The 13,742-nt window shown below is 46.9% G+C and carries 7 protein-coding genes; 5 read left to right on the top strand and 2 right to left on the bottom strand.

All coding sequences use genetic code 11. The features are described 5' to 3' along the window. The first annotated feature begins 254 nt into the window (after positions 1 to 254). From EXU57_RS14415 to EXU57_RS14405, 3 genes are all read left to right on the top strand, one after another. The gene (locus tag EXU57_RS14415; RefSeq protein ID WP_133268932.1) at positions 255 to 1,619 is read left to right on the top strand and encodes a YeiH family protein; all 1,365 of its coding nucleotides are present in this window, start codon (positions 255 to 257) and stop codon (positions 1,617 to 1,619) included. 139 nt (positions 1,620 to 1,758) lie between these two features. Beyond that, positions 1,759 to 4,878 carry a polysaccharide lyase family protein gene (locus tag EXU57_RS14410; RefSeq protein WP_165958147.1) on the top strand — a complete coding sequence of 1,040 codons (3,120 nt, stop codon included), beginning with the start codon at positions 1,759 to 1,761 and terminating at the stop codon, positions 4,876 to 4,878. A gap of 283 nt (positions 4,879 to 5,161) precedes the next feature. After that, complete coding sequence (locus EXU57_RS14405) at positions 5,162 to 6,682, top strand: GH3 auxin-responsive promoter family protein (RefSeq protein WP_133268930.1); 1,521 nt, start codon at positions 5,162 to 5,164, stop codon at positions 6,680 to 6,682. Positions 6,683 to 6,840: 158 nt separating this feature from the next. On the opposite strand, the gene EXU57_RS14400 is transcribed toward EXU57_RS14405, so the two are convergent. After that, positions 6,841 to 7,482, bottom strand: a complete 642-nt coding sequence (locus EXU57_RS14400) for a hypothetical protein (protein ID WP_243745602.1) — start codon at positions 7,480 to 7,482, stop codon at positions 6,841 to 6,843. 497 nt (positions 7,483 to 7,979) lie between these two features. Here EXU57_RS14400 and EXU57_RS14395 point away from each other — a divergent pair, with 497 nt between their 5' ends. Further along, positions 7,980 to 9,308, top strand: a complete 1,329-nt coding sequence (locus EXU57_RS14395) for a HupE/UreJ family protein (RefSeq protein WP_133268929.1) — start codon at positions 7,980 to 7,982, stop codon at positions 9,306 to 9,308. 108 nt (positions 9,309 to 9,416) lie between these two features. Here the strand turns inward: EXU57_RS14395 and EXU57_RS14390 are convergent, their stop codons facing one another. Continuing rightward, positions 9,417 to 9,959, bottom strand: a complete 543-nt coding sequence (locus EXU57_RS14390; protein WP_133268928.1) for a class I SAM-dependent methyltransferase — start codon at positions 9,957 to 9,959, stop codon at positions 9,417 to 9,419. Between the two features lie 731 nt (positions 9,960 to 10,690). Between EXU57_RS14390 and EXU57_RS25420 the strand changes: the two genes are divergently transcribed. Further along, on the top strand, positions 10,691 to 13,591 hold the full coding sequence (locus tag EXU57_RS25420) for a hypothetical protein (protein WP_133268927.1): 2,901 nt from the start codon (positions 10,691 to 10,693) through the stop codon (positions 13,589 to 13,591). Positions 13,592 to 13,742: the final 151 nt, after the last annotated feature.

Below are 13,742 nucleotides of genomic sequence, written 5' to 3'. Positions count from 1 at the left end.
TCGGCTCATGACTTATTCAACATTCAACATGCAACATCTAACATAGTCTCGGCTCATAGCTCAGAATTGATTTGCCGTACAAGAGTGCGACGCAAGGATGTTCTATAGAATTCCTGCAGTTGGGTCCAAAAATGTTGCTTAACTAAACGACATTGATTCATAGTTCATCATTCCTAACTCATTCAACATTTAACATCCAACATTCAAAATAACATTTACTCATAATTCTTAACTCATAACTCTTAACTCCTCTCATGTCGACAAACATTGTACAAAACGGTTCCGTGGCAATTGATGCAGATGATGTGCAGAAGGCACCACCAACAACATTCCTGGGCAGGTTAACAGAAGACTGGTGGGCGGTAATCATAGGCGGCTTTATTGTGGTAATGATCTTACTCGTTGCTTTCGCTAACCCTTCCTTCAAGTTTACCACCCCGGTATACCAATGGCAAAACAGTGATGACTTATTGAACAAGGTACTCGCTATTGGTAACCTCGCGGTAATCGGCACCATCGGCATTGCTTTCCTGGTGCTGGCATCGGCAGCCATCGCGCTGTCTGGTGGTAGCATCCGGAACTTTGTAAGGGGTTTTGGATTGATCTTTTTGCTGGGGCTCACTGCCCTGATCATTGCGGGCAATAAAACCGTTGCGTACTATGGCATAGAATACGTGGTTTTTGGGCTCATATCCGGGCTGATCATCAGCAATGTTTTTTCGCCCGGATGGTTGAAAGAAGCAGCACGTTCTGAGTTCTTTATTAAAACCGGCCTGGTCATTCTTGGTACCAGTGTGTTATTTACCGACATTATCAAAGCTGGTGTGCCGGGCATATTGCAGGCAGTTGTTGTGGTAGCGGTGGTGTGGTTTTTTTCGTTGTGGCTGTCGCGCAAGCTTAAGGTCGATGATGAATTCGGGGTTATTCTTGCTTCTGCCGTTTCCATCTGTGGTGTATCGGCAGCGATCGTTGCAGCGGGTGCAATCAAGGGCGATAAAAGAAAACTTTCTTATGTAACATCGCTGGTACTGCTTGTTGCCATCCCGATGTTGATTATACAACCATGGCTTGCCGGTAAACTTAACCTTCCTGAATTGGTTGCGGGTGCATGGCTCGGCGGCACATTGGATACAACCGCTTCGGTTACTGCAGCAGCTGCCCTTGTTGGTCCGCTTGCATTGAAAGCCGGTGTGATCGTAAAGTTTTCGCAAAATGTATTGATCGGGGTTGCGGCAATTTTTATTGCCGCATGGTGGACATTGAAAAAGAACCCCAACCAGGCAAATGCAACAGAGGGAAGGGGCGCTGCGGTGATATGGGATCGATTTCCAAAATTTGTGCTCGGCTTTATTGCTGCCTCGCTAATCTTCTCATTTCTTATCCCTGCAGAAACCACTAAGCAGGTCTCCGGTATACTCAATAGTCTTCGTACCCTTTGGTTTGCCCTTGCTTTTGTAGCCATTGGTATGGAGGCACGCTTTGCCGACCTTGTGCGTATACAAGGGGGCAGGCCAGCAATTGCCTTTATTGCGGCCCAGCTGTTCAACATACTCTGGACCCTCTTATGGTCATACCTCTTATTTGGGGGTATACTATTTCCTGCACCGGATATGCGTTAACCAAAGCCTGCTTACGTTAGCCTGCATGTACGGGTTGCCCTAATGAACAGCATTTCGGAGAGCTCCACTAATGACATATATTACAACCGTACTGGGTAATTCCCCTGTTCCGATTCTATTTTTAGTTAAGCGATCCCCCATGATAAAAATTTACTGCCGGTTTCTTGTTTTCATTCTTCAGTTTGTATTGGTGCTTCAGGCTTTATCACAAACCAATAACTGGACGGGAAAAGTAAACACAGATTATTTCAACCGGCAGAACTGGGCCGACACCAACATCAACTTCGCCAATGTTACCAGTACCAGGTTAAGGATTGGCCAGGGTTCGCCCCATGCTGCCGTGTTAAATGGTGGCAACGCTTCGAACATCAACTATCGCCCGGACAGGTTGAACACCCTGGGAGGTGGCACCTTTACCTGTAATGGCGCCGTATATCCAAACAACAACGACTCGTTAAACGGAACGGTTGTTCTGAATGCTCCTGCGGATCTGAACATCAGGAACAATGCTTATATTGGCAACAGGGAGGCTGCTTTTCTTACCATCAACGGTGGGTCACTTACATCGAAAAATGCCATGTTTATTGGCACGAACACAAACGGTAGTGCAATCGTAAGCGTTGCAGGTGGTTCCTTAAACGCCGGCTCCGGTGGTGTAAACATGGACCTGAACCTGGCAATAACCAATGGATCAACCGCGCAACTAAGCATTACCGGTGGCTCGGTTAGGATATTAAGAAACCTGGTGATTGGAACTGGTGGAAGTATCTCTATTTCTGGTATCGGTCTGATGCAGGTTGCCGGCAATAAAGTTGTTCAGCTCCAAGCGCTCGTTGCGGATGGAAGGCTTTCAACAACCCCCGGTAAAACGCTAATCATCGACTACGATGGGGTGAATACGAGTGTGTTTTTGTCGTTGAACCCGAACAGCATGCTCAGGGAATATGGCGATTCTGTAGTTTTGAATAATGGCATCATCCGGGCAAGAATAGAAAAAAGGTCCGGCGATATTCTTTCGCTTAAATACAACGGTGTTGAGCAACTTAATCAAATTGGCGCGTCACGAACCGGTGCCTACCACGACTTTCAAACGAGTTATGGTTTTGAAACCATGAACAACTGCGTTTTTACGGTGAAGACAGACGCTCCCGACATTGTTGATGTATCGCTCAAGCGCTCATATAACCCGCAAACCGGACAGGTAACACCTGCAGATGCCGACATCCACTATGTACTGAACAGGGGCGACACTGGATTGTACAGCTACTCTATCCTGGAACACAAGCCGGCGTATCCTGCTTTTGACCTTGGCTCGTGGAGAATGGTCGAATGGATAGCCCAGAACGGAACAGATTACCTGTGCGAGCGGATCTATGTCGACTCATTGCGCAACTGGCAGATGCCTTCTGTTTACGATTTTAATAATGCTTCCGCAACAGGGATAGCTGAAATTGCAAAGCTCAATACGGGTGTACGGGCGGGTAAGTTTGACGGTAAGTATGAATATACGGCGGCGTTTTGGGAAACACCTGTTTGGGGGCATGCGAGTTCCGTAAATCACATCGGCACCTGGATGGTTTTGAGTAGCCCGGAGTTCATGAACGGAGGTCCTACCCACCAGGATCTGAACGCCGCCGCAGGGATCAACCATATGTTGCTGAATGGGTTGCATTATGGGGATAAAAGCTTTGTGATACAGCAAGGTGAACAATGGAGCAAAATATACGGACCCTACCTATTGTATACTACCAGCAAGCAAACGGGCGACGAAAACTGGGCAGCTGCAAAAGCAAGGGCAGAACAGGAAAAGGCAAAGTGGCCATATACCTGGCTGACCAATACACCAGAATACCCGTTGGCAGCAGAACGCGGAAGCATTTCCGGTAAGTTTATTATTAAAGACATGCTTAAGCCGGAAGTGACCGGTGCAAATGCCTGGGTTGGCCTGACTAAAATCAGCAATGCCGACAACGAATGGCAACATGAAGGTAAAAACTACCATTACTGGGTAAAAACAAACGCTGATGGGGAATTCAAGATACCGCATGTGCGACCCGGCACTTACAGCTTCTTTGCTTATTGCAACGGGGCAGTAGGTGATTACAGGTTAGATGGCATCACCGTCACAGCCGGAAAAGATAGTGCGCTGGGCAACATCAGCTGGACAATACCGAGGAACTATGGCCACCTTCTTTGGGAAATTGGTGCGGCAAACCGGAAATCGGATGAATTCAGGATGGGTAAATTCGACTATGCAGAAGGCTTTGTTGAACGGAAGTTCAGGGATACTTTTCCAAACCCGGTTGAATACAATGTTGCGGATCAAAACTGGTCAACAACAATTCCTTTTGCGCATACCAAATACCCTGATCCCGCTTTTGCACCTGCCGGCTTATGGAAGTGGCGGATCAACTTTGTAGTACCCCCGGGTAGCCCTACAACAGGCAATGCAACACTTACCATTGCTTATGCAAGTAACGACCATGCCCAACAGTGGATCTATGTGAACAATGAAAATGCTGTTTTTACCACCTACTTTCCCGACAACGGCGATGGCAACGCCTTTATCCGGCAGGCGAACTATGCCAAATACAGTTATAAGCAAATATCCATACCGATGAGCAGGTTGGTTGCAGGTAACAACACGATAACGCTGGCGATGCCCTCAAATTCCGGTTGGGTAAGCCACCTGATGTACGACTACCTGAGCCTGGAAGTTCCGGTCAATTCTGTGCTTCCGGTAAGCATGTTATCCTTTAAAGGCACTTCAACAATCAACGGTAACCTGCTTAACTGGACGACTACCAGGGAGGTTGATCACAGTTACTATGTGGTCGAAAAAAGCAGGGACGGGATAGTTTTCCAAAGTATTGGCAAAATTGAGCAGGGAAGGATTGAAGGCAATAATACTTCGTATGCCTTTACAGATCGGGCGCCGTTTACGCACAACTATTATCGCCTGAAGCAGGTTGACGCAGATGGAGCATATCGATATTCTGAAATACGGTTTTTAAAATCTTTGCTGCCTGCAATTTTGGTTTATCCTAACCCTGCTACAAACGAAATTGTTGTTCATGCAGGAGCCAATAAGATCCGATGGGTGGAAGTATACAATTCAGCCGGCATGCTTGTGTTCAAGAAAACCGCGTTAAACCATTCTGACTTCCGGCTTGATATTGCGAGGTTGCCCAGGGGTGTTTACAACGTTAAAGTTTATGATGGCTTAAGCATGCAGACATTACCTGTAGCAAAGCAATAATCGCGTTTGAAACCCGGTATAAAACGAAGATCGCAGCTATAGTTACAACGTCTTATCTCGCCGTAGTATGATGGATCCGGTCACTGCGATCCTGATGTAAGCAGGCCAGGGAGTGTGCAATCACCATCTTTCATCAACCGAAGATCTCGAGGTTAAAGGTCTTATCACGAGCAATGGACTTTCAAGCAAGCTCACCCATATTTCACCAGCAACTTCTCACGCGTAAACCAAACTAACCGGTTGGGGGTATGAATATTGCTAAGGATAGAAAAATTTAATTGATATGACCCTGCTTGGTGGAGTAATTAAAAAAGCGATCGATTTCAATGGGATGATCAGTCGGGATCCAAATCCGTACAAAGCCCAGCGGTCAGTACTTTTACAGCTGATTAAAAAAGCCCGGCTTACCGCATTTGGGTTGAAATATAAGTTTAACGACATTCTGAGAAGCCCGGATCCAATCAGGGCTTTCCAGGAACAGGTTCCGGTGTATGATTATGATGCGATGTATGAAGAGTGGTGGAACTATTTGTTGAAAGGACACCAGAACATCACCTGGCCCGGCGGGCAGAAGTACTTCGCCCTGAGCAGCGGCACAACAAGTAACAAGAAATCCATACCTGTTACGGCCGATATGATCACCGCTATTCGCAAATCGGGCATGCAGCAGGTATTGAGCCTGAAAAATTTTGATCTGCCAACAGACTTCTTCGACAAACAAATCCTGATGCTGGGCAGCAGTACCAGCCTGATCGAAGAGGTGGACCACTTCGAAGGTGAGATCAGCGGGATTAGTGCGGCAAATATACCCGGCTGGTTTAGCAAATTTTATAAGCCGGGAACAGAAATCGCTTCCATTGAAAACTGGGATGAAAAGGTAAGGCGTATTGCAATTGAGGCACCTGGCTGGGATATTGGAAGTATCTCCGGTATTCCCTCATGGGTAGAGTTGATGTTGAAGGAAATCATTACCTACAATAACCTCAACACCATTCACGATATCTGGCCAAACCTGCATGTGTATACGTCGGGCGGTGTTGCATTCGAGCCATATCGCAAGAGTATGGAAAAGCTGCTGGCGCGTCCCTTGGTTTATATCGACACCTACCTGGCTTCAGAGGGTTACCTGGCTACCCAAAAACGGCCCGATACCGATTCGATGGCGCTGATTGTAAACAATGGCATATTCTTCGAATTTGTGCCCTTTGTTGAAGATAATATCGACGACGACGGCAGGGTTAAACAGGGGGTACAAGTGCTTACCCTTGAGCAGGCAGCTGAAAACACGGAGTATGTGTTGCTTATTTCAACCGTTTCGGGCGCATGGCGGTATATGATTGGTGATACTGTAACGATAACCGATAAAAAAAGGTCAGAAATCCGGATCAGTGGACGAACCAAACATTACCTCAATGTAGTAGGAGAGCAGCTGTCGGTCCAAAAGATGAATATGGGTATCCAAAAGCTGGAGGACATTTTTGATATTGAAGTAAAAGAGTTTACTGCCGCGGTTGTTTTTGAAGATGAAAAGTACATCATGAAGTGGGTCATTGGTGCCGATAAAGAGGTTGACCCGGCCAGGGCTGCGGAAGTCATCGACCAGGAACTATGCGATAACAATAAGAATTACCAGGTCGCCAGGACGAAAGCATTAAAGGGCGTGGAGGTAGAGGTTGTTCCGGTGGAACATTTTTACAACTGGAGCGAGAAGTTTAAAAAGCTGGGTGGGCAGGCAAAAATTCCAAGGGTGATGAAAGAAGAAGAGTTCAGCGAATTCAGGGAATTTGTATTGCAGCTTGCTTAGGCGTTGCTGCTCCTATTATTCTCCAACCAACCCATCATCATCAGGAAACAAAGGAATTAATCAGTCAACTATTCAACCAATCAACTGATCAACTTACCTCAATACCAAATACCTCAATACCAAATACCTCAATACCCAATACCCAATACCTCAACACCCTATTCCTGCCGCTTTTTCTCCTCCAGCAATCGCACCTGTTCAACGATGACATCGGGGGATAAGTAGAGCCTGGAAATTTTATCTTTATAGGCCTGGGGAAGTTCGGCATGATCGAGAATAAACCGCTTTGTTGCTAAGATGTAATTGCCCATGCCCCGTTCGACTGCAAAAGAGTCGGCCACCATTTCGGCATGCTTAACATACTTTGGTGAGAAGTAATAGTTATACCCAAAAGACACAAGGCCCGCGTTGCTCCGGCCCTCATAGTCCAGTATATGCCCAAGCTCATGACCGATCCAACCAATCATTACATCAGCGGGGATGTCCTGGATGGGCATTTGGGTACTGATCAGTTTAAATTGTGAACTTATGTTGATGCGATAGCGCCTGGCTTTACGTGGGCCAACCAGGGTAGCAAATACGGGCTGGGCCTGCATCACCGAACCTTTGATGTTGCGCTTGAAAATGAAACTGATCCTCGCATCCCTCAATTCCGGGAAAAACGCCAATGCCTTAAGTACGTTTTGCTCGATAAGTACCGGAATTTCCTTGTTGTGCTTGTAGCGCAGCAGTTCCGCCCCGGTTTCGTCATTTGTGTTGGCAACCTGTGTAAGCATCATTAGAACGGATAGCAAATTCATCAATAATCTAATATTTAGCAGTCAACCATAGTGTTTCGATGGTGCTGCCAAAGGTATCTATAATTCGCTCCGTCCTGTCCCCGGTTCAACGATTATTTTGTGTGGACAACGCTCCCGCCGGGATTCCTCCTTCGTCGGGATGACAAAATGCGCCGGGTAACAAAGTTCGTCGGGATGACAAATCATTTGCGACTCATCTCTCATCGCACCCGACGGGATCCCTCCTTCGTCGGCATGACAAAAAATTTGCGACTCATCTCTCATCGTTCATCTCTCATCTCTCCCGAAAAATTCCTCCTGCGTCGGAATGACAATGAATAACGGCAATATGCAACTGACAACGCCGCTTCTTCGTCACTTATATGCACATTTTTACTAAAAGTGGAAAACACCCAGTAATACCGGTTACAACACTTTTAATTTTTAAACTAGGGCTTAATTGCCTGCTTCCATAACCATCAAACCCATTAGCATAATGGCGATTAATTGTATAAGCTATGTTGACAATTGTGCGACATATTAAACACAGCTGTGCTGCCGGCAGGTTGATAATAATTTTAGCCCTAAGTTTCTACTTCCTGCCCAACAACCTGTCTGCTCAGTCAACCCGCGAAAGCGTTGTGCTGCTCGACATTAAACCCGATATGGTTTTATTGGAACTTCAGGTACCCCTACCTGAACTGACCTCCGCACTAGGCAGGACTCTGGTAACAGATCCTGACGCTCTGCTCAAGCAATCAGGTGAGGCAATCAGTTCATACTTTGTTCAGCATGTAAGGGCAGAAAGCGGTCTCGATAAGCCATGGACCACGGAGGTGCAAACTTTAACCATCGGGAACAGTATTCAGAACGGTGGAGGCAGTCACCGGGAGCTAACCGCCACCGTACTGATCCTTCCTCCTTCTGGGCAAAATACCCGGGAGTTCAGGTTGCATTATAATGTCATCTTGCACAGCGCCAATACCCACTCCGCACGTTTCTACGTTCGGCAGGATTGGGATGGCGGTCTCATAACTAATGAGCCGATACAATTGGGGTTAATCAGCGGTAATCAGCAGCCGTATATCGACATCAAACTCAATGGCAGCAAATGGATGGGATTCACAGCCATGATGAGAATGGGTTTTGGCCATGTTGCGCGGGGTACGGATGACCTTTTGTTTTTGGTCTTGATGTTGATCCCGGTTACCGTTATTTCGTTAAGCAGCCGTTGGTCTACTCCAGTGTCCACACGGGTGGTTGTAAAGCGCACATTAGGGATTGCACTTGCTATAACCCTTGGTCATTGTCTTTCCCTGCTTGCAGCGGCTGTGAATGGGTTTCGGTTGCCGCCGTCTATAATGGCAATCGCTGTAGCATTGTTGTTGCTTTTGATGGCTGTTCATGCGCTCTGGCCCATCATCCGAGGTAAAGAAAATCTTTTCATCTTCCTATTTGCGGTATTGCATGGTTTAGCCTTTAGCGCTACATTACCAAACCTTCATCTCGATAGCGGTCGCAATGCACTAAGTATGCTTGGTTTTAACACCGGCGTTCAATTCATGCAATTGTTTGTGATGGCTACAACCATTCCTTCGCTCATTATCCTTAGTCGCAGTTCGCTATTCAGCTATACCCGGCTGACTTTAGCCTTGCCAGCGATTACCACCGCTATCGCCTGGATTGTTGAAACGCTAACCACCAAGCCAAATATCGTTACGCGGTTGCTGTTTGATTCTGCAGGATATGGATTGTATTTGGTGGTGATATTAGCCGTTGTTGCCCTATTTAGCTTATTAACCAAACAAAAGAAAGTTGCGTCTGCCTCGCTTATGCTCGAGAATTAGCAGTTGCTAATAAATAAGTTGTGGAAACAGGACCTGCACTGAAACGTACCCCCTGGTGAGAAACGCGGGTCGCATCTGAGCCCTATTAAATAAAATGGATAAAATTGATTAATCCTCTTTCTGCGCATAATAAACAAACGCTGGCGGCAGGTTTAGTAAAGTAAAGCGCGCATCAACTTTGGGGAAAAACTCTTTAAGTAGAGAAAGGTCTTTACGGGAGTACTGAAACTGAATATAAAAGCCACCAGGTCTAATTACTTTATGGCATGCGTGCAGTATAGACGTCTTTTTTTCTGCCTCGATATTCGCCAGGGGTAATCCGGAAATAACATAGTCGACCGCATTAACCGCGAAATGTTGTTCAATCGTAGTAACGTCTTCGTTGAATAACGTTAACCGCTTATCTTCATTTTCCTGCAGCTTACTAAAAAGGTCATTGTTGATTTCATATGCAGCAAGGGTTGAGTCCTCGTTCATTTCTTTCACCAAACGTTTGGTGATAATCCCGGTTCCGGCGCCCAGCTCAACAATCCGGAGGTTTTGGTTGAAGTCTATTCCTTCTATCATTTTGTCGACCAGGTACACCGAACTCTCTACCAACGACCCCGTCTGACGCATATTCTTCAGCGCCTCGTTTAAAAAAGCTTTCATAAAACTGTTGTGATTATTCGATTAATGGTTTAGTGTTCATCCTGATAACCCGGCGAGTTTAGTTGTCTTCAATTTCACCGGAATGATATTCGGGCCGAATGTAGGATTTCCAATGGCATTTCTTGTAACACATCGATCAACAGTGCAAAATTAAAGGTCACTGGCTCAACTATCCCGACTCCTTTAGATTGCCTGCCGGATCACATACGAAATCATAATCCCTGCTGAATGCCGCACTACCAACTTACTTCTGCCGGTCCTTTTGGTTTTTGGTCCACCAAAACAATCATCAACCCCAGCCCTGGTATTTACAAATTAAGCTTCTACCCTCCTGTAAAGTGATCAACAATTGTACCGCCGGGGCAGTCGATTCCGTGCGATAAACCATTTGCTGATCCGTTTTCACCGCTTGCTGTTTGCATTTGCAAAGCACTGCCCCCCGAAACTACTTTTACTTCATCAGCAGATTACCAATAACGCTGCTGGCTGATTATCGTTCCGGCATTTCCACGCCCCGGGTTTTCATGACGCAGCTTCCGGTGTCCGCATCGAAAGGCGCTATAAACCAACCCACACAGAAGATCCTGCACAGTGGAAGGTTTAATGGTTCTGCGTCTGAAACACGCCCCGATCATATCAGCCGCAAAAGGCAAACACAAGATGCCAGCGGGGATCATCTGCTACAATCTGTAAAATTTTTTATTCATCAATAATCTATCAAACCAAAGCTCATGTACAGAATTACCATGTTTCGCGACCGGATCGTATTGAATCCGCAGCTGAAATCGCATCTCATTAACACCCTCGCCCAACCGGCACCTGCAGGGCAGCAGGGAAACCGAAAAATCTTACTGGCCGCCAGGGAAATTTCCATACAGGATGGCTACACTTTTGAACTTCCGGATTGTGACCTTGTCATGGTTGCCGATCACTACGATACGACTAATGGTACCATTAAACTTACCGTTACAACCGTTCCTGCTGACGGCTTACCCGGTCACGCCGGCAGAAAGCTTAATATCATTTGCCGGAACTGGCAAGGTGGAACCGGCTTTATGTTAAAAGGCGGGATCGGTGGAAAAGGACTTCGTGGCGCAACCGGGGCTCCCGGCAAGGACGGAATTTCAACTGCAACCGGCAACGATGGTGGCGATGGTGGCAAAGGCGGCACAGGTCTTACAGGTGGTGCCGGCGGAAAAGGCGGTACACTTGCGATTTCATATATTACCAAACAAATCAGCGGGATCACTTCTCCTCTAACATTGGTACCAGGTGGGCCAGGAGGCGCCGGTGGGCCGGGCGGCTTTGGCGGTCCTGGTGGTGAAGGTGTTGAATGGTGCAAGCCAAACGGTACCTTTTGTGTAATGGGCACCAACGGCAAAACCGGACCGGTTGGAAATACGGGCAGTGTAGGTGCAACAGGTGCAAATGGCATATACACCGCAACCAGCCTCATTGCCGCAAATTATAAAGCCGCACTTGCCGCCGTAGAGGTGCCATTAAAAGAATGGGCAGATTACCGTTTTGCGATTGGCGAATATTACTACCGTGCCTTCGGTTATCACAACCAGTCGTACCTTAAAATTGCACAGGACGAGTTTGACCGGGTAAAGGAATTGGATCCTGCAAATACCCATGCTACAGCTTACCGCAACCAGCTTTTGGGCAACATGAATATCCTCGGCTTATCCCGGTATGCAGATGTAATTCCCGACTTTGATCGTTACGAAGAAGTTTATACAAAGTACCACGGAATGGTTCATGGTATTTTCCAGTCTGCCTCAAACATGTTGCTTAGCGAAGTGCAGTTGACCCAGAAGAAGAAAGACCTCGAACGCGAAGTCGCCGCATTAGACGGCATCATCGATGCCCTTACCTCCGATCTTAACGCAGCCACCATTGGTAAGGACATTGCCGATAAAGAAGTTATCCGCGCTAACCAGCGGATCGAAGAAATCAAGAAAAAAGTTGAAGAGCGCAAAGAAGAACTTGCAAACGCGCAGGTAGACGTGCTTGGTATTGTAATAGGGGTGGTAGGAGCAGTAGTAAGCGTAATTGCTGCAATCCCTACCATGGGTACCAGCCTTGTTGGGGCAGCAACTTCCATAGCTGTTATTCTCGACACCGTAGAAAGTGCAGGTGTTGGCGAAATCATCAAACAGGCTACTAACCCTGATGCTGATCAAACAGAGCTTGACAAGCTAAAGAAAGAAGCTAAAGGTTTACCTGGTTTTATCGAGGAGATATCCAAAGGTGTAAAGACCATCATCAGCTTTACTAAAATGATGGAAGATGCAAACCAGTCGAATGTAGAAGATGAAGAGTACAGGGCATTGATCCAACAGGCGATCGAATTTGCACACCAGCAGGTAATCGCTCAAATGCACCAGGGACAGGCAATTTTTGCCTTGCAGGCGGCTCAAAAACGCCTTACCCAGGCACAGGCAAATAAGGCTGCGGCACAACAGCAACTCGCAGCGCTTTCCAGCGATGTGAAAGTGCTTGAAAATGCTTCATTCAGCCTGATCAGGATTGCGCAACAGTACATGAACATACTAACAAAATATGCATTCTTTGCTGCCCGTTCACTTGAGATCTATACCCTGGTAGACAAGTCGAAGGACATCCGCTTTGATTACGGATACATTCACCCCGACAAAATCGCAAATTATAAAAGTGGGCTCATATCGTTGACGACATTGATTGCAGCCTACCAGCAGTCCTGGAGCACTTTTGCCAACCTGCTTAATTATCGCCAGCAGTACGACAATTACTTCACCGTAGGAAGCTGGGTGTACGACTACCATAAGGTTTCTTTCAAAGACACTGCAATACTCAATAAATTCAAAAGTTCGGCAGAGCTAAACTTTGCGGTAAGGCTTTCTGATTTGCCTTCCAGCAGGTACGAAGCAAAAGCGGAAACGGTTTATGTAGCGTTTGTGGGTGCAACCTCCAACTCGGATGCCATTACCGCGATCGTTGAGCATACCGGAAGTTATAGCGAAAAGAAAAGGAACGGCAACATTATCGAAGCAACCCTGCTTCCCAGGAAAGGGGTGGTGATTGCAAAGCAGTCTGCCCTGACCAGTGATATTGGCGTACTTGATGGCAGTGAGCCCGGGATCGACTTCTGGGGACGTGGTGTAGCCGCTGACTGGCGTTTGTACATCGAAAAGGAGGAGCTCGCTAATGCGAACATCAACCTTGCGAATATCGCTGAGATCCAGGTATGGTTTGTTTACCAGTCCTTCCTCGTGAGTGCTTCAGCACAGGACAGCCCTGCTTCACTCAAAGATGGTACGCTGGTACAAGACGCGGCAGGAAATTTATACGTCATATCACGCGGCGCAAAGCTTGCCATTCGGGATATCAACTTACGCAAGGAGCTTGGTTTGGAAAATGCCATAGTGGATACGTTAATGATTGCAGAAACCATCGGCAATATGCCCGTGCTTTCCTTCAGCAAAACGCGCACGCAAACCCGTTTAATTCAGCAGCGCAGCATCGTTAGTAAAGATGTTTTCACTGAGGTGAGCAGCAGAGAGGCGTTAGACCAGGCTGGCGGTCGTATGGTTTCAGGAGCACAAATGGCGGAAACAACAGGTGAAAGATCTGGGACTAACCAACAATAAGGCTTTAATTGCAAAGTTCGATATTCAACATAGAGAGTTGGCGAAACCCGCAAACAGCACTTGCAAATAGCAGGTGCTGTTTGCTTTAGTAAGCTATTTCCAGGTGCGTGCAAACCAACGGGGCCGGATTATGGGTGCGATATGGGTTTCG

Origin of the sequence: Segetibacter sp. 3557_3, from assembly GCF_004354985.1 — a bacterium.
In the GTDB taxonomy this organism is placed as follows: Bacteria; Bacteroidota; Bacteroidia; order Chitinophagales; family Chitinophagaceae; genus Segetibacter.
This window is presented reverse-complemented; position numbering and strand designations above follow the sequence as displayed.